This is a genomic window from Citrobacter sp. ANG330 (assembly GCF_047467925.1).
In the GTDB taxonomy this organism is placed as follows: Bacteria; Pseudomonadota; Gammaproteobacteria; order Enterobacterales; family Enterobacteriaceae; genus Citrobacter_A; species Citrobacter_A amalonaticus_G.
Genome location: NZ_JASJUI010000003.1, coordinates 470,103 through 486,733, shown reverse-complemented (window position 1 = coordinate 486,733; position 16,631 = coordinate 470,103). Strand labels below are relative to the sequence as shown.

The window sequence follows — 16,631 nt, the reverse complement described above, 5'->3', positions numbered from 1 at the left end:
AAATTAACGGCGGCAGGGATGCCGCCGTGGAGAATTATTTAAAGCGGGTAGTGGCGTTAATTTGTGTGCCGATTTCAATTTCGCTCAAAGCGTAGCTTTCCGGCGCGGTATTGATGACGATACGGGCGTGTTGATTCTGCTGCAATGGCGTATCCAGCGTAATTTTCAGCCCTTCAGCAATACCCGGATCGTCCGTCTGCCAGTCCAGATCGAAATCTGGCTTCACAACGATCCAGTCACCGTAGCCGTCGGCGGAAACTTCAATACGGATATTCTGCGGCGCGGTGGATTGTGCCAGTGTGGCATAGAGGATCAGCGTGTCGAAGTCCACCGGCTGATGCCATTCAATATAGATATAGCGGAACTGGTCGTTATACCAACGCTCATTCTCCTCTTCGGTGCCGCTACCTTTCGGATAGGTGTCCGCGATGCTGAAGTGATCTCCATCGTTGAGCTTGCCTTCCCGTGAGGTGGAGTTATCGCCGTCATAGCCATAGATATTAATAAAGGCGCGTTCGGCAATATTGTATCCGGGCAGCAGCGGGTTCTGATAATTAGGCCACGGGTCGGCGGGTGTATCCGCTTTTTTAAAGACCCGGTAATAATCGATGGTAAACGTCTCATCGTTGGGCAGCGGTGGATCGTTATCGTAGATATTGCCCACTTCGGCGTTATTGGTCTCATGGTGATTGAGGGAAATCAGCGGGAACATGCGGTAGTCGATTGTTGACTCAATGGTGGAAACCAGTTGTCCGTCAATATAGAGCTTCAGATATTCAGGATCCCATTCTAGGCCGTAAATATGGTAGCCATCATCCAGATCCGGTAGCGTAGCGCCCTCACCATAAGCTGTCACCAGCGACTGGCTCGCCTCTCCTTGTCGAGGCAGCAGATTAAACTTAACGACGTTCTCTAGGGTGAAGACTTCCGGTGAATCGACCTCCATATTTTCGGTGTACACCGCATCCTGCATCCCCAGGAACCAGAAAGCTGGTGCCAGCCCACTGCCGCTCAGAAAGCGGGTGCGAATTTCAAAGTAGCCGTAACGGGTGGCAAAACCATCGTAGTAAGGTACATGGTTGGTAATAGGAAAACCGCCGCTCGGCCACATATTCATATAATCCCGTGCGCCGCCGGTGATACCTGCCACCTTGTAAGTATTGTTGCTGGCGCGCCATGGTTGCCAGTATCCCTGCCCGGCATTATCGACGTACAGTTCCAGACTGACGGTGCCGTCTGATTCAGTAATAAAGCGGTAGCGGGCGCGGGAGGCATCCAGGTCGCCCCAGCTTGCCTGGTAATATGGGCACCAGCGCGGGTCAAGGTCCGGACCGTTAAATTCGTCGCTGAGATCGGGTTGATAGATCCAGTCTGCGTTATCGGGCAGGAACGGTAATATTGGTGTACTCATGATGGTAATCCTTTTTCAGAAGCTATAGATAAAACCGAGGCCGGTTTTGTGGAACTTCACAACAGGCTTATCGCCGGGAGATAAATCATGCCGGGCCTGCACTTCATAGGCGTAATCCAGCGTCATGGAGAGATGGGGCGACAGCTTTTGCTCGATAAAGATGCCGGTGCGGGTTTCCGTGGTATGCATCCGTTGATTGCGTGAGGCATTTTGCGACCAGACATCCAGCGTCCAGCGCCCATAAGGGGTGATGGTGGTGGGGCCTGCGTCAAACAGTGAGAAGGTGATTGGAATATAAGGGCGCAGCTGCGAGCGGCAGAACTCACCGGTCTGGTCGTCGCTGTTGGTATTCCAGCCCCGGTCGATAAAGTAATTCAGCCGCACCGCGATGGTCGGGTTAAAGCGGTATTCGAAGCCGCCTTCGCCTTTTAATTCCCGATTCGCAAGACCATTTTCATGCAGATTGTTGTACCAGTTGTAGACCGTCACCCAGCCGGTGGATTTGAATTTATCGGTGAAGTTAATTCGCCAGTCCGGCTGGAACGACCAGCGCTGGGAGTTATAGCCGCCGGACTGCGTTTTTTCCGGGTTATCCTGATAGATGAAGGTGTAATTTCTGAAGTGGAAGGTCATGCCCAGCGCCAGATCTTTTTGGTCTACCATCAGATAGCGGGCGTCAAATTCGTATTGGTTAAACCAGTTGTCGCGGCTGAATCCATCGCTGTAATTGGTGCCGTGGGTTTCCTGATAATAGGAACCGTAAAACGTCCAGCGATCGCGGGAAAAATCCATCCACAGGGTGGGTTCAAAAAAGCCGTCTTTATCAAACGACTGCCCTTCTTTGTTTTCGGTTTCAATCAGCAGGCCCGCGCGGATTTTCCAGGGCTTTGATACTGGCTGTTGATTAAGGCCGGTATCGACCTTTTGCTGAATATCATCGGTATCAATATCTGCCGCCATCACAGGTAGACCGATGCCGGAAGCCAGTAACGGCAGGGCGCAGAGCAGGGTATTTCTGTTCATAAAGTTTCTCGCAGAAAGGGAGAATGCCGCAGAACGGGCATTCTCCGGGGCATCAGGATGGGGTTATTGGGTTGCCGCCAGCACGCGGATTTCTGCCAGCTGTGGCTTCAGATCCGGGCGCAGTTTGAAATCTGCGCCGGTCAGCGTGACCCTGACTTTCTGCGCTTTGCCTTTGTACGGCACCGCATTGACGACCTGCTTTTGCGAGAAGTCTTTTGATTTATCCTGAATGGTGCGCCAGTTACCCTGTGCGTCCTGAATTTCTACCGTCCAGCCGGAGACTACCGGATTTCGCATATCCTCCGCCGTCTGCTCAAACTCCAGCTCGATACCGTCTACCTTCTGTACGCCCTGAAGATCGATAATCAGATCCGCAGGCCAGGTTTTATTGCCCCAAAGCGTTGAGGGCTGTCCGTCCACCACGCGTTCGGTCGAGAATTCGGCGTTGATAATATCGCCATGGGTAAAGACTGGCTTATTCAGCGCCAGATTGCGCTTATCCTTACTTTCCCGGTATGGACGTAAGTCTTCGCTGGTGACGGAGAACTCTGCCAGCACCTGCTGAGCCAGTTGGCGGATATCGCGCCCGGAAGGTTGCGTCGGGTAGCCATTGCCACTCTGGTTAACCCAGCGATATTCCAGCGGGAACCAATTGACCTTGATAGCATCCTGCTTCTGCCCGGTCGCCGCCGCGCTCTTCAGCGCCTGAATCCAGGTTGCCCAGCGCTGGTAGTAGAAGTCACCGGTCAGCCCCTGCCACTGGCGGTTAGAGTAATCGCGCAGCCCGGCGTCGGCGGCCTGCTCGGTTCCCCAGGTAGTGACCATCACCCGGGCGTTAAACTCGAATTGGTCGCGGGTCCAGTCGTCCATGCCATCCAGCATCGTGCGGGCGCTGTTGATCCAGGTACCGAGCATAAATTCCGGGCGGGTGCTCAGGACTTTGTCCTGAAGCTTGATAAGACGCAGGAACTTGCCGGAAAGCTGATTGAAAGTGCTGTAATCCTTCGCCATCCACGCATCTTCAAAGGCGCGGTAATATTCATACGAGGCGTTAGCTAGCACCTGACGGGTGATATCCACCAGATCGTGCTGATACGCCGGGTTAGCCTTGAAGCGGTCGTAAACGCTCAGGTAGAGCGGCAGGATTTTTTCAAATTCGGCCTTGTCATAGTCGATAAGCGCGGTGTAGTAGGTGCAGGCGCGGGTGACGCCGAAGCCCGGTTTGGCGTCAATGATCGAATCTTCAGCCCGTTGGCGGTCTTTGCGGCGGTGGTAGGCGGTTTTCACCATGATATCCCACGCCTGTTCAATCTCCGGCGACTGCGCGCCGTAGCGGCTGGTGAGCCAACTGTGGATATACGCCGTTGAAGAGATGGGGGATTTTTCCCATGCCATGTCATAGAGCATTTCGTACAGCATCGGGTTGGTGCCGAGCGATTCAGCGGTGACGCCGACACCTTTCATGTACTTCGACTCTGCCAGCGATTGCGGGATCTCCTGCGCCAGTACTTCCGGCATCCCGGAGAAGCCCATGCGGCCACCGAAGGCATGTAGCATGTTCCAGATCCATGGCGTGTTGCTGAACTCGTGGCGGATCTTATGGTTGGGCTTGTTATCGGCGTAGAGATCGAGGATTAGCGCGTGATCCTTCTTCAGGCCATTCAGGAAATCGTCGGTGGGGTTTTCCTGCCAGTTCTGGATAATCCATACCGCATTTTTGTCGTGCTCCAGCATCTTGTTTTGCACGGTCTGCGCCACTTTCACCATGTCCAGATCGGCGCGGTTGCCACCCTCATGGAACGGATCGACGGCGTAGTAGTGGCTGATATCGCCGAAGGTGGTTTTCAGCGTCTGATAATAAACGTCGGCGACTTTGCTGAAATAGTCCTCGCCCTGCTTAACGTAGGTACGCAGCATCGGTGGGCGGACAAAGCCAACCCAGTCGCCCTGATCGATCACCTGCGCCTGTGGGTTTTTGGCGGCGAAAGTATCCGGTACCTGCCCGGCAAAACCGGGGAAGACCGGCGTGATGCCATACACTTCCATCCTGTCGTGGATTTTACGTGCCAGCTCGGTGCGCTGGGCAAACCAGCTCTGCGGCAGCGGGCCGCCGAAGCTCTGCATATTCGCCATGTAGATCCAACCGAAGTAGGCCGGGCCGGGGAGGTACTGGCGCACATCATTATCGCTGTAGCCGAACTGGTTCAGCATCCGCCGTTGGACCTCTTCCTGACCGACAACATCCAGCATCAGGTTGACGCCGTTCATTGCCGCCCAGTCGAGGAATTTCTCGTAATCGTGCCAGCGCCAGAACGCCATGGTGTAGGACGGCGTGCAGAAGTTAAGGGCATACTTGTACTGATACGGCGTCGCTTTTTCCGTCACGCCCTGCGGCATCGGCCAGTCTGTCGGTATCGCCAGATTGGACACATTCAGCGGGTCGTAATTAACGTGCAGATAATTTTTCAGATACCAGTTCAGCCCGGAGGCCAGCGAAATACCGTTTGGTCCGCTGATGCTGATTTTGCCGTCAGTTGCTTTTACGGTGAAGCTGTCTTTGCCGGTGGTGGAGGGCGCAACCGCGAAGATAAAGCGGTTCTGGTACTGTGCGCCGAGCACCCGCTCAACCAGTGCCTGCGCTTCGCTGATGACTTCCTGCTGGCGATACGTCATGTTCTGACGGCGCTCATGGCGTTTTGCCCACTCGGTGGATGCGTAATCGGCGACCTGAATTGCAGGCGGCGTCGGCGCGGTATCGCTGATTTTATCCCCCATCAGAGAGATATCGTTGACTACGCCCTTTGTACCCGCCGAATAGTCGGTGATGTTGATGCGCAGACGGCTGGCGCGAACGTTAAGCGGCAGTCGGTCGTTCGGTTTGCCAGTCTTTGCGGAGGCGATTTTGCGGTAAGTAACGCCATCATCGCTGCTGTAGACGTCGAAGCGCGCTGGGGTAGAGAGCTGTAGCTCGCTAAGCTGGTACGTGCCTTTTAAGTCCATCTCCAGCCAGCGATTGTAATCCAGCTTTGACTGCCATTGGGTTGCCGGATTATTGTCCAGCAGAGGTTGACTGACATTATTACCCTGCGCATCCATTACGCGAATTGCCGATGCAGGTAAGCGACTGCTTGCCGCCGCCTGGTGGCAGACCAGAGAAATTGACAGCGCCAGTAAAGAGAGCCATCCGGTTGTTTTTTTCATACTTGCCATCCTGTTTGTTGAAATTCAAAAAACGATGACAGGAAACAAACGGGAGGCTTATGACCATTATCATATACGACAGTCCGTTATTTATGATCCGCTTCACTTCATTTGTTCCATGCGGAAAAAGAGTTTGCCGCTGCGAATAAATAAATCAGCCATAAACTGTGTATCCGTTCACGCTAATTTCCTGTGGCGTTATGACAACGGTTATAAGCAGGTTTTTAGGTGCTCTTTATTCTGAATCTGATGATATTCCGACTCTGAGGGCATTATGGCTATTCAACGCGATACAAAATGGAATGTGATCCTCTGGGGATTCTTTTTCCTGTTCTATTACTACAACTGGTCTTCCTGCTTCTTGTTTTTACCCATGTGGCTAACCCGGATGGTGGGGCTGGATAAAACGCATATTGGTATGGTGTTTTCTTCCTTCGCCGTGGCGGCTATTTGTCTGCAACCACTGCTGGGCTGGGTAACGGATAAGCTGGGGCCGAAAAAACACTTACTGTGGCTGATTGTTATCCTGATGGTGCTCTTCGCGCCGTTCTTTATTTACGTGTACACCCCGCTGCTGCAAAGCCACTTTGCGATTGGGCTGGTGGTGGGCGGGCTGTATCTGGGATTTATCTTCCACGCAGGCTATGGCTCGGTGGAAGCCTTTGTCGAGAAAGTCAGCCGTAATCGGGGCTTTGAGTATGGTCGCCCCCGGCTGTTTGGCTGCTTCGGATCGGCAGCCTGCGCGACCATTTCCGGCATTCTGTATGGTTTCGATCCAACATGGATTTACTGGATCGGGTCGACGCTGGCTTTACTGCTGGTGGTGATCCTGCTGGTTGCCCGTTCTGAGCCGTTGCCGGGCATTGAAGCGGAACAAGTCCGCCAGCAGAAGGTCAGCGTGTGGGAGTTGTTTAAACTCCGCCGGTTCTGGTATTTCACATTATATGTATTAGGTGTGGCCTGTATTTATGATGTCTTCGACCAGCAGTTTATTAATTTCTTTACCCGTTTCTTTGACCATCAGGAACAGGCAGCGAGAGCGTTCGGATATATCACTACAGCCGGGAATCTTGGCGATGCCGCTGTGATGTTTTTTATTCCACTGCTGATTAATAAATATATTGGTAGCAAGAATGCATTATTAATTACCGGTACCATTATGACGATTCGGATCGTTGGTTCGTCCTTTGCTACCGGGCCGATTGAAGTGCTCTTCTTACGTATGCTGCATAATTTTGAAGTGCCTTTCCTGTTAATTGGTATTTTCAAATATATCACTGACGTTTTTGATACCCGTCTGTCTGGGACCATCTATCTGGTGGGCGTGATGTTTATCAAGCAATCCGCCGCCATTGTTTTATCTACAGTTGCAGGCCATCTGTACGACACCATCGGCTTTCATAACACCTATCTGATCCTTGGCAGTATTACAGCCGCCTTCACTCTGCTGTCCGCTTTCCTGCTGACTTCAACCCCACGCCAGAAAACGGCAGATGCCTGCGCGCCTGCCACACTCTAATGGAGAGAACATTATGCAACCGAATATTCTGGTCTTTTTCACCGATCAACAGCGCTGGGACACGGTGGGCTGCTACAACCCTGCCGTCAGTACAACCCCGGTGCTGGACCAGCTTGCCCGCGAGGGCGTGAAGTTCGAAAACGCCTTTACCGTCCAGCCGGTTTGCGGCCCGGCGCGTTCGTGCCTGCAAACCGGGCGTTACCCTACGCAGAACGGCTGTTATCGCAATAATATCGCCATGCGACAGGATGAGGTGACGCTGGCGAAACTGTTCAATCAGGCGGGATATGACACTGCCTATATCGGGAAGTGGCACCTGGCAGATCTGGATGAAAAACCTGTGCCGGAAGCACTGCGCGGTGGCTGGCAATACTGGCTGGCGGCAGATGCGCTGGAACATACATCGCACCCTTACGGCGGTCACTTTTTCGATAACGATAACCAGCCGGTGCATTTCGATGGCTACCGGGTGGATGACCAAACTACGTTCGCGCTCGATTACCTGAAAAATCGCCAGCGGGATAACCCATTCCTGCTGTTTCTCTCTTACCTAGAGCCGCACTTCCAGAACGATATGGCGCGTTTTGTCGCCCCGGATGGCTATGCCGAACGCTTCCAGACCGCAGCGGTGCCGCCGGATCTGATTAACCGCCCAGGCGACTGGCCGCAGAACCTTCCTGATTATTACGGCATGTGCCAGAACCTGGATGAAAACCTCGGGCGTATCGTCGATTACCTGAAGACCAGCGGCAAATACGACAACACCATTATCCTGTTCTTCAGCGATCACGGCTGTCACTTCCGTACCCGTAATGATGAATATAAACGCTCGTGTCATGAGTCCAGTATTCGCATCCCCTGCGTGGCGCGGGGCGGGCCGTTCAGCGGCGGCAAAACGGTGGAGCACCTGGTAACACTGCTGGATATTCCGGTCACGATGCTGAGCGCCGCAGGCATAACAGTTCCGGATGCGATGGTGGGGCGTGATCTGCAAATCGCACTCGATACCGAGTACTGGGACGAGGAGGTGCTGATCCAGATTAGTGAGTCGGAAGTCGGGCGGGCGCTGCGCACCACGCGCTGGAAATATGAAATTGTCGCGCCCGGCAGCGATCCGTGGAATGAGTCTGCCGCGATGATTTACGTGGAGAGCCAGCTGTATGATCTGCTGAACGACCCGTGGGAGCGCCAGAACTTGATTGCCAGCCCTGAACATGCGCGTATCCGCGATAAATTACGTCAGGATATTGGCCGTAAAATGACGGCGATTGGTGAAGATCTGCCCGTCATTGTTCCGGTGGAGTAAGTGATGACTGCATGGATGATTACCGCACTCTGCGGCTGTGGTATGGCAACCAGCCTGCTCTCGGCGCTGTTCGGCGTCGGGGGCAGTATCCTGCTCGTGCCGGTGCTGCATTTGTTGTTTCCGCAATGCGCTGTGCAGGTGTTGGCCGCGACCTCCCTGACGGTGGTGATGCTGAGTGCGTTGATTAACGTCTGCGCCTTCTGGCGACAAGGGATCCGGTTGAATACGCGGCTGCTGGTACTCTGGTCGCTGGGGATGGCGACGGGAATGCAGGCGGGCGTGTACGCCAGCTTTTTGCTGTCGGATAAGGTGCTGCTGATGCTGTTTGCACTGGTGCTGGTAGGGTTGGCATTACGCTGTGGATATTCTCACCAGACAACCCAGGAAAACGTACAACCGGATAACCGGACGCGCAGTACCGGGATGCTGCTGTGTACCGCTGGAGGTGCTGTGGCTGGGTTAACCGGGCTGGGCGGTGGTTCCGTGCTCGCGCCGCTGATGTCGCAGCTCTCCGGGATCCCACGTCAGCACATCGCGGTGTACTGCAACTGGATGATGCTGTTCGGCAGCGCCGGAACGGTCGTCAGCTATCTGTATCGCACGGCACCGGATACCGGTGCATTGCCACCGGCGATGCAGTTTGGTTACGTCAATATGGCTATTGTGGCCGTGATCTTTCTCTGCACGCTGGCGTTTCAGCCGATCAGCATGAGGTTGCGCACTCTGCTACCTGAATGCTGGCTACAGCGCGTTTTCTCCGGGGTATTGCTGATGATTGCCACGTTGATTCTGGTGACGCTATGAGACACGCTTTTCATCTGATGGCGAAGCCTGCGGGCTGGCGCTGCAATCTGGCCTGCGATTACTGCTTTTATCTGGCTAAAGGGCAGGGCGTGCTGCGTGATACCTGCGGACAGCGGCATATGTCCGATAAGGTGCTGGAAATGTATATTCGCCAGCACATCGCGGCATCGTCCGGCCCGGAGGTGAACTTTACCTGGCAGGGCGGCGAGCCTACGCTGGCCGGGCTTGATTTTTATCGCCGGGCCGTGGTGCTCCAGCAGAGCTATTCCGGGGATAAGCATGTTACCAACAGCCTCCAGACCAACGGCGTGCTGATTAACAACGAATGGGCGGCATTTCTGGCTCAGCACCGGTTTCTGGTAGGCATATCGCTGGATGGCCCGGCGCATCTGCATAACTATTACCGCAAGACGGGCAGCGGTAAGCCTGTGTTTGAGCAGGTGATGGTGGCGCTGGACTGTCTGAATCGTCACGGTGTGGATGTCAATATCCTGACCGTAGTGAACAACGTGACGGCACAAGCTCCACTGGAAATTTACCGTTTTCTGACGCGTGAAGTGGGGGCTGAATTTATCCAGTTTATTCCGGTGGTGGAGTATGACGCCGAATGCGGGTTGTTGCCCTGGTCCGTGACGGGAGAGGATTACGGGCGGTTTATTATCGCCATCTTTGATGAGTGGGTACGTCATGATGTCGGGCGGGTATTCGTTCAGCTTTTTGATAACACGCTGGCGGCGTGGCTGGGTGAAAGTCCGGCGCTGTGTGTGATGCAGCCTACCTGTGGACGCGGACTGGTAGTTGAGCAGAACGGCGATATTTACAGTTGCGATCACTATGTGGATGCAGAACACCGGCTGGGTAATCTGCTACAGCAGCCACTGGAAAAGTTGGTTGTGGGTAAAGCACAACGGCGGTTCGGCCAGCAGAAAGCACAGCTCCCGGATGATTGCCATCGTTGTCCGTGGCGCTTTGCCTGCCAGGGTGGTTGTCCAAAGCATCGGGTAAACGATCGATTGAATCATCTTTGTGCCGGATATCGCATGATCTTCAGCCATATGGATCCATACATGACCTATATGGCGCAGCAGATTCGTGTGCAGCAGTCTCCGGCCAGAGTGATGACGGCGATAGATAGTCTGAAGAAGTAATATCTTATTTTTTAACATAAAACTGCATATTCAGAGAGACGCAGCTGTGGCAGGATAACCCTGCATAAATCAGCGATATTTTTACAGCGAGGAAGTGATGATGTCGGGGCTACATTCATGGCTTTTAGATAAGTCAACCAGTGACACCTATATGTTCATCAAGCGCCTGTCAGCCAACGATACTGGTGCGACGGGCGGGCATCAGGTTGGCATTTACATACCTTCTGGTATTGTTGAGCATCTTTTCCCTTCAATTAATCATACAAGGGATCTTAACCCGTCCGTGACGCTGAATGCACATACCTCCTCGCACAGTTGCCCGGACACCGAGGCCAGGGCCGTTTATTACAATGGCCGTTTTTTTGGTAAGACCCGAAATGAAAAGCGTATCACCCGATGGGGAGGAGGAAAGAATCCTCTGCAAGACCCTGAAAACACGGGGGCGCTGGCCTTATTGGCGTTTGATCATCGTCAGGGAGCAGATAGTCAATTCGTTGATATCTGGGTGTGTCATGACGCTGAAGAAGAAGATATTGTTGAGTCATCACTTGGAGAAATTGTTCCCGGATCGTTGGTCTATGGTCCTGCAAATAAGATTCTGGGTGGCCTGGCTTTAAAAGAGCCGGTTACCGGTGCGTATCGCCTCCCAGCAGAGTGGAGAACGAATTTCCCCTCTGGTAAGGAGATTATTGAGTATGCAGCAGCTCACTATTCCCCAAATGTTGTTGGCCCGGATAAGCAACTGATTGAACGCCGTCGCGTTGAATATGAAATTTTCCTGCTGGTGGAAGAAATGCACGTTCTGGGTACGGTTCAGTCTGGGTTTGGTTCAGTAAATGAATTTATTGCACTGGCGAACTCCGTGAGTAACAGACGAAAATCACGAGCCGGGAAATCACTGGAGCTGCATCTTGAACAGCTTTTTAATGAGCACGGACTGACAACTTTTGAGACTCAGGCCGTCACGGAAGGAAATAAGAAGCCAGATTTTTTATTCCCCTCTGCGCAAGCTTATCACGATGAAGCTTTTCCAGAGCAGAAGTTGCGTATGTTAGCGGTAAAAACGACCTGTAAAGATCGCTGGCGGCAGATATTAAATGAGGCAGACAGGATTCAGGATATTTATCTTTTTACCCTTCAGGAAGGTGTTTCTGTTGCTCAATTCCAGGAGATGCAGCAGGAAAGGGTCAGGTTGGTTGTGCCCAGTAGTCTTCATGATAAGTACCCGAAAGCTATCCGGGAATATCTTATTTCGTTAGAAACATTTATCGATGAAACTAAATCATTGTATGTCGATTAAATAATTTGAATCAGTTTCCCCCGGATAAATACCGGGGGAGCTATTTATATTATTTTTTGGTCGCCTTGCTTGCAGCGGCTTTCATAATATAAGGCTGAAGCAGTTTTGCCACGGCTTCGAAAACGGGAACAACCACTGAGTTCCCAAACTGGCGATAGGCCTGAGTATCGGAAACGGGGATCCGGAATGGTTTGCCACCGGGTTGTTCAAAACCCATCAGTCTGGCGCACTCATGAGGCGTCAGTCTTCTTGGCCTTTGTTCCTGATTCTCTGGATTAGAGAAATCGATTTCGCCGAGTTCTTTATCCCATCCTCTGTCGATGAGAATTTCAGAGCCATCTTTATGGTAACGAGCGGATAATGTTCTCGCGACGCTGTTTTCATTATTCGGATCAACCAGACCAAAACCGAACCCATTACCTTTGGCAGCATGCTTTTTAGCATAGTTATAGAGATATTCCCATAACTTAGGGCTCAGGATATATTTACTGTCAACCGCAGGGTCCAGAAGCTGACCAAATGTGGGTCTTTTCTCAGGGTAGAATTTATGAATATTCTTTAATGTGAATCCCTGATGGATATTAAGGTTTCGGCGGAATCCAACCAGAACAATACGTTCACGATGTTGTGGCAGGAAATTTTTACCATCAATAATTTTAGGATCATCTTTCCCTGTGATACTGGCATCAGCGACTTCATAGCCTAATTCATCAAGGGTATCCATAATGACTTTAAACGTTTTACCCTTATCATGACTCTTAAGGTTCTTAACGTTTTCCAGCACAAAAATGGCTGGCTGCTTAGCCTTGATTATGCGGGCAACATCGAAAAATAGAGTCCCTTGGGCTTCACATTCGAACCCATGTGCGCGTCCGAGAGAATTTTTCTTACTCACCCCAGCCAGACTGAATGGCTGGCAGGGAAAACCGGCCAGCAGGACGTCATGATCCGGGATGTGTTGATCGATATGAGCGTAGGCTTTCTCTTCTGAGATGCCTTCTTCACCGCTTAGCGTGACTTCGCGGATATCCAGATTGAATGTGTGCGCGTCTTCATCGTTATACCAGTTTGCTTTGTAGGTACGTACCGCTTCTTTATTCCATTCGCTGGTAAAAACGCATTGCCCGCCGATGGCCTCGAATCCTTTACGGATACCACCAATACCGGCAAACAGGTCAATAAAGCGGAAATCATAGTCAGGATGATGAGCGGGTTGCTCTGGCAGCATTTTCCGTAACAGCGCTTCTTCAGCCATGGTAAGCGATTTTGGCTCACACTTGCCATTTATCCAGCGGTTAAGGGTTTCGCGGCTCCACTCATTTTTACCTATTTTTCTTAGCAGTTCTGCGACATACTTCTGGTCGTAAATTTCAAGTACCCGATCAATCAGCTTCCTGTCGCGCTCTTGTTGTTGTTTTTCTTCAGCTTCTGCTTTTTCGAGCAGTTCCTGCGCAAATAAATCGAATTCAGACATAACGCCTCCTAGGGGTTTATGGGTGAAAATATATCACTCATTTGACCCAGATTAAACGATTTGTTCTGGATATTTGATCAGTATATGTGTCCAACAGAGCGTGCTAATTATGAGAGCCAGCCAATAGTGTTGCCAGTTGTTCTGGGTGACATACGTGCAGGCGACGCTGTGAGTCATCCAGTATTCCGGCCAGCCTTAGTTCTTTGCTGAACCGTAATGCAGTTTCTGTCTCGCATCCGGCAAATTCTGCCACTTCACGCCACGTCCAGTCATAGCCGGGAAAATAACTCGTTAGATACCAGAGGCTGCTCAGTACCCGGTGGCGGGTGCGATAGCGGGTGATCCAGGTCATGCGATGCTCCGCATCGGACAGATTCGCCACTACTTGGTTTAACAGGAAATGAGCAAACTGCGGATAATGACGCAGGAACTCGCTGTTGGAATGAGGAATGACGTGGCACAGCGATGCGGTCTGCAAAACGCAGGCATGGCAGTGATAGAACTCCGTACCAAACAACCCCAGATAACCAAACCATTCACCTTGCTGGCAGGCGCGGACCAGCAGCTCTTTGCCATTTTTTAATGTGTGGTGCAGGCCAATGACGCCATGGTTCAGATACCAGAAACCACAGGTGGGTTGTTCCTGAAGGTAGATTCGACTTCCCGTTTCACGGGCGATAGGGCGCAGCAGGGCGTGGCGGGTAAATCGGGTGTAGTGAAAAGCGGTGTGGTTATGAACCGGGGCAGAAAGAAACGGCATTTCTGCTGGCGGTGGTATGGCCGCCTGCTGAATCGGAACCGGCGGGGGAATGCTGTTCAGGCTGGTGTCGGCAACAGTCATAACCTGCACCTGACGGGGAGCGGATTTTTGGGTTGCCTCTGTTCGCCTTCTTCCTCGTAACGGCTGGGCCAGATTTCCGAAGGGTGAACGTTGAGTGCGCGGGCAATCAGCCACTCGCCTTTCGGCCAGGGACGTGAAAGCGCATTCGCCAGCGTTGAGGAGGCCAGCCCCGCTTCCCGCGAGACCGCTGCCATGCTGGTGCCGCGTTTGTGCAGGGCGGCGATGATGTCGGCAGGGTGCCAGTCTTTTTTAATCATTCCGTTTACCTCTCTAATCCTGATGCTACGTTTTTCGTAGTATCTAAGTCGTTAAAAAACTACGAATCTCGTAGTTATGCAAAAACAACTCAGACAACGGGATGTTTTCATCCGTCGATTAAAAGAAGCTCGACAGCGCTTAGACATTTCTCAGACTGCTGTGGGGATTGCTGCGGCTGTAGATCCTTCTGTTGCAAGTACCCGTTTCAATCGCTACGAGAAAGGTGTTCATGAGCCCGATATGGAAACCGCTGCACGGATAGCTGATGTGTTGAATGTCCCCCTACCATGGCTGTTCACTTCGGATGAGAATCTTGCTGAACTGATTCTCAACTTCGCCACGCTTTCATCAGACTTGCAGTTACGATTACTGGATATGTCTCGGCAAATGCTAAGCACTTCATCCGATGAAGATGCCTGAACCTCTTTCTAGTCATATAACAATACTACGTTAATCGTAGTATCTGCGGCAAGCAAAAACTACGATTCTCGTAGTTATGAAAACGACTAATTATTACAACGATATTTTCTGCCGACGCTTGAAACAGGCTCGGTTAGCCAGTGGGCTTTCTCAAAAACGTTTGGGGATTGCGGCAGGTATAGATGAGTTTGTTGCGAGTACACGCATCAACCGGTATGAAAAGGGAGTACATGAACCCAATACTGAGATTGTGCAGAAGTTATCAGAGGTTTTACGTGTTCCGTTGGCTTATTTCTATGCCGAAGATGATGATTTAGCTGATTTAATGCTGATATTTTGGTCATTTTCAAGTAAACAACGGGAGGAGCTTATGGATTATGCGAGGCACCGCATAGTTAGCTAAGTAGGTTTCCAGCGCTGAATTGGTACTATATTCTTACAATCTTTTCATCAAAAAAGGTGATTTGATTCAATCACCTGTCATTCAGATTCTCTGATAATCTTTCCCGCAAGGGAGGATGCCATGTCTGAGAGCCTGCAATCTAATACAACTCAAACGTTACCTGACGATAGGGAGGGGCTGTATCACCTTGTCTGGCGCGAGCCTGAGGAGCGTATTACTTCTTTCTATAACATCAGCACAGAGCAACTGGCAAAGCGATGCGCTGAATTACGGATACCGAGGCCGCTCGCCGGATACTGGAAGGCGCTGGCGAAAGGAACTGCACCGGCGGTGCCTGCTTTGCCTGATTTGAAGAGTGGCAAGGTAGTAAAATCCCCCAGAAAAACCAGCCAGGACATTACTCTTCCCACAAAAATATCATCGAAAGTAGCAGCGCCAGCACCGCGAAAGCGAGCAAGGAAAGCGGGTAGTGGCTATTCACTGATCGATGATCTCAAAACTTACCTTCCCGTCTCTTCCGTCACAAAAGACGGCTACTACAAACCAACGAAAAAGAAGCTACTCGATCTGAATGTTTCAGAAACGGGATTCAACAGTGCTATCGATTTTCTGAGTCGGTTCTTTGCTGCACTGGGAAAGCAAGGTTATTGGGTAAGGTTAGCTGAAGGAAATGAAGGACTTCATTGTCAGGGCATCGATATCAAAGAAGATCCAAAAGAGGGAGGTTTACGCTATGACAGTTTATGGCGCCCTTGTTCAGCCAGCATTATTTGTATTGAAGATAAGCTGTTCGGCTTTAGTTTGGCTGAAATGACAGAATATGTTCCAGCAAAAGAAATTAATGGTCGATACATTCGCGATGAAACGATGATCCGCTGGATAAGGGGAAAGTATGATAAGCCATTTCGCTACGTCATTAGGCATGCCTTACCTACAGGGCGATTTCTGCTACAGCTCTACTCGCCGTATTCGTCAACAAACTGGCAGGTGCAATTTCGACAGACAAAGCAATGTGGCCTTATAAGCCAGATCCCGAAGCTCATTTCTGCGATGCGTAATGCTGTTCCGTTGATTAAGAAGCAACAGGAGGAGGCCAGAGTCAAAGCTGAAAAACGGCGGATTCAGTGGGAACTGGATGAGAAGAGATATCAGGAAAAGGAACTGCTCAGAAGGGAACAAGAAGCATGCAACGCCAGCTTGACCGAGCTAAAGGCGATTATGGTGCAGTGGGAAGAAGATAAGCGTATAGAGCAGTTTTTTCGTGAAGCTGAACTGTATGCTGCTGGCCTTGAGGATCAACAGAAAATACAAATGGTGGAACGCCTGCAACTTGCCCGCCAATTCTTGTCGGAGGATACGGCGGTTGAGCGGTTGCTTAAGTGGAATACGCCGAAAGAATGGGTAATGAATCGGAGATCTAAGCGATAATCCGGCAGGTACATGGCTTTTCGGGTGAACTATGAGGGGATGCTGATGCTATACTAATCGACAAGCAAGTGTGATCTGTTGTTTTTTTAATCAAA

14 protein-coding genes are annotated in these 16,631 nt (G+C 51.4%); 8 read left to right on the top strand and 6 right to left on the bottom strand.

Annotation, left to right across the window (positions count from 1 at the left end; genetic code table 11):
• Nucleotides 1-34: 34 nt before the first annotated feature.
• The 3 genes from QNN88_RS10600 to QNN88_RS10590 all read right to left on the bottom strand — a co-directional run bounded on the left by QNN88_RS10600 (nt 35) and on the right by QNN88_RS10590 (nt 5,635).
• Nucleotides 35-1,411, bottom strand: a complete 1,377-nt coding sequence (locus QNN88_RS10600) for a glycoside hydrolase family 16 protein (protein ID WP_414240182.1) — start codon at nt 1,409-1,411, stop codon at nt 35-37.
• Nucleotides 1,412-1,426: 15 nt separating this feature from the next.
• Nucleotides 1,427-2,434, bottom strand: a complete 1,008-nt coding sequence (locus tag QNN88_RS10595) for an OmpG family monomeric porin (RefSeq protein ID WP_023202305.1) — start codon at nt 2,432-2,434, stop codon at nt 1,427-1,429.
• A gap of 63 nt (nt 2,435-2,497) precedes the next feature.
• Nucleotides 2,498-5,635, bottom strand: a complete 3,138-nt coding sequence (locus QNN88_RS10590; RefSeq protein WP_414240181.1) for an alpha-N-acetylglucosaminidase TIM-barrel domain-containing protein — start codon at nt 5,633-5,635, stop codon at nt 2,498-2,500.
• A gap of 274 nt (nt 5,636-5,909) precedes the next feature.
• Here QNN88_RS10590 and QNN88_RS10585 point away from each other — a divergent pair, with 274 nt between their 5' ends.
• The 5 genes from QNN88_RS10585 (at nt 5,910) to QNN88_RS10565 (ending at nt 11,712) form a co-directional block, all read left to right on the top strand.
• A complete protein-coding gene (locus QNN88_RS10585) occupies nt 5,910-7,154 on the top strand; it encodes an oligosaccharide MFS transporter (RefSeq protein WP_414240180.1) in 1,245 nt (414 codons plus the stop codon).
• A gap of 13 nt (nt 7,155-7,167) precedes the next feature.
• The gene (locus tag QNN88_RS10580; protein WP_414240179.1) at nt 7,168-8,460 is read left to right on the top strand and encodes a sulfatase-like hydrolase/transferase; all 1,293 of its coding nucleotides are present in this window, start codon (nt 7,168-7,170) and stop codon (nt 8,458-8,460) included.
• Nucleotides 8,461-8,463: 3 nt separating this feature from the next.
• Entirely contained in the window at nt 8,464-9,264 is an 801-nt protein-coding gene (locus QNN88_RS10575) for a sulfite exporter TauE/SafE family protein (protein ID WP_414240178.1), read from the top strand.
• Nucleotides 9,261-10,412, top strand: coding sequence for an anaerobic sulfatase maturase (locus QNN88_RS10570; RefSeq protein ID WP_414240177.1), 1,152 nt, complete (start codon nt 9,261-9,263; stop codon nt 10,410-10,412). The genes QNN88_RS10575 and QNN88_RS10570 overlap by 4 nt, the downstream gene beginning before the upstream one ends.
• A 100-nt stretch (nt 10,413-10,512) precedes the next feature.
• A complete protein-coding gene (locus QNN88_RS10565) occupies nt 10,513-11,712 on the top strand; it encodes a type II restriction endonuclease (protein WP_414240238.1) in 1,200 nt (399 codons plus the stop codon).
• A 49-nt stretch (nt 11,713-11,761) separates the two neighbouring features.
• Here QNN88_RS10565 and QNN88_RS10560 read toward each other — a convergent pair whose 3' ends face one another.
• The 3 genes from QNN88_RS10560 to QNN88_RS10550 all read right to left on the bottom strand — a co-directional run bounded on the left by QNN88_RS10560 (nt 11,762) and on the right by QNN88_RS10550 (nt 14,284).
• Complete coding sequence (locus tag QNN88_RS10560) at nt 11,762-13,186, bottom strand: DNA cytosine methyltransferase (RefSeq protein WP_414240176.1); 1,425 nt, start codon at nt 13,184-13,186, stop codon at nt 11,762-11,764.
• A 103-nt stretch (nt 13,187-13,289) separates the two neighbouring features.
• On the bottom strand, nt 13,290-14,027 hold the full coding sequence (locus tag QNN88_RS10555) for a Crp/Fnr family transcriptional regulator (protein WP_414240175.1): 738 nt from the start codon (nt 14,025-14,027) through the stop codon (nt 13,290-13,292).
• The gene (locus QNN88_RS10550; protein ID WP_414240174.1) at nt 14,024-14,284 is read right to left on the bottom strand and encodes a helix-turn-helix domain-containing protein; all 261 of its coding nucleotides are present in this window, start codon (nt 14,282-14,284) and stop codon (nt 14,024-14,026) included. Before QNN88_RS10550 ends, QNN88_RS10555 begins: the two co-directional genes overlap by 4 nt.
• A gap of 76 nt (nt 14,285-14,360) precedes the next feature.
• On the opposite strand from QNN88_RS10550, the gene QNN88_RS10545 reads away from it, so the two are divergent.
• The 3 genes from QNN88_RS10545 to QNN88_RS10535 all read left to right on the top strand — a co-directional run bounded on the left by QNN88_RS10545 (nt 14,361) and on the right by QNN88_RS10535 (nt 16,536).
• Nucleotides 14,361-14,705 carry a helix-turn-helix domain-containing protein gene (locus QNN88_RS10545; RefSeq protein ID WP_032652390.1) on the top strand — a complete coding sequence of 115 codons (345 nt, stop codon included), beginning with the start codon at nt 14,361-14,363 and terminating at the stop codon, nt 14,703-14,705.
• Nucleotides 14,706-14,781: 76 nt separating this feature from the next.
• Nucleotides 14,782-15,108: a helix-turn-helix domain-containing protein gene (locus QNN88_RS10540; RefSeq protein ID WP_032652391.1), complete on the top strand. Its 327-nt coding sequence runs from the start codon at nt 14,782-14,784 to the stop codon at nt 15,106-15,108.
• A gap of 120 nt (nt 15,109-15,228) precedes the next feature.
• On the top strand, nt 15,229-16,536 hold the full coding sequence (locus tag QNN88_RS10535; protein WP_414240173.1) for a hypothetical protein: 1,308 nt from the start codon (nt 15,229-15,231) through the stop codon (nt 16,534-16,536).
• Nucleotides 16,537-16,631 lie beyond the last annotated feature (95 nt).

What these genes read in the sequence shown, in the direction of transcription:
- QNN88_RS10600 (WP_414240182.1), bottom strand. Translation starts at nt 1,411, where the DNA reads ATGAGTACACCAATATTACCGTTCCTGCCCGATAACGCAGACTGGATC.
- QNN88_RS10595 (WP_023202305.1), bottom strand. Translation starts at nt 2,434, where the DNA reads ATGAACAGAAATACCCTGCTCTGCGCCCTGCCGTTACTGGCTTCCGGC.
- QNN88_RS10590 (WP_414240181.1), bottom strand. Translation starts at nt 5,635, where the DNA reads ATGAAAAAAACAACCGGATGGCTCTCTTTACTGGCGCTGTCAATTTCT.
- QNN88_RS10585 (WP_414240180.1), top strand. Translation starts at nt 5,910, where the DNA reads ATGGCTATTCAACGCGATACAAAATGGAATGTGATCCTCTGGGGATTC.
- QNN88_RS10580 (WP_414240179.1), top strand. Translation starts at nt 7,168, where the DNA reads ATGCAACCGAATATTCTGGTCTTTTTCACCGATCAACAGCGCTGGGAC.
- QNN88_RS10575 (WP_414240178.1), top strand. Translation starts at nt 8,464, where the DNA reads ATGACTGCATGGATGATTACCGCACTCTGCGGCTGTGGTATGGCAACC.
- QNN88_RS10570 (WP_414240177.1), top strand. Translation starts at nt 9,261, where the DNA reads ATGAGACACGCTTTTCATCTGATGGCGAAGCCTGCGGGCTGGCGCTGC.
- QNN88_RS10565 (WP_414240238.1), top strand. Translation starts at nt 10,513, where the DNA reads ATGTCGGGGCTACATTCATGGCTTTTAGATAAGTCAACCAGTGACACC.
- QNN88_RS10560 (WP_414240176.1), bottom strand. Translation starts at nt 13,186, where the DNA reads ATGTCTGAATTCGATTTATTTGCGCAGGAACTGCTCGAAAAAGCAGAA.
- QNN88_RS10555 (WP_414240175.1), bottom strand. Translation starts at nt 14,027, where the DNA reads ATGACTGTTGCCGACACCAGCCTGAACAGCATTCCCCCGCCGGTTCCG.
- QNN88_RS10550 (WP_414240174.1), bottom strand. Translation starts at nt 14,284, where the DNA reads ATGATTAAAAAAGACTGGCACCCTGCCGACATCATCGCCGCCCTGCAC.
- QNN88_RS10545 (WP_032652390.1), top strand. Translation starts at nt 14,361, where the DNA reads ATGCAAAAACAACTCAGACAACGGGATGTTTTCATCCGTCGATTAAAA.
- QNN88_RS10540 (WP_032652391.1), top strand. Translation starts at nt 14,782, where the DNA reads ATGAAAACGACTAATTATTACAACGATATTTTCTGCCGACGCTTGAAA.
- QNN88_RS10535 (WP_414240173.1), top strand. Translation starts at nt 15,229, where the DNA reads ATGTCTGAGAGCCTGCAATCTAATACAACTCAAACGTTACCTGACGAT.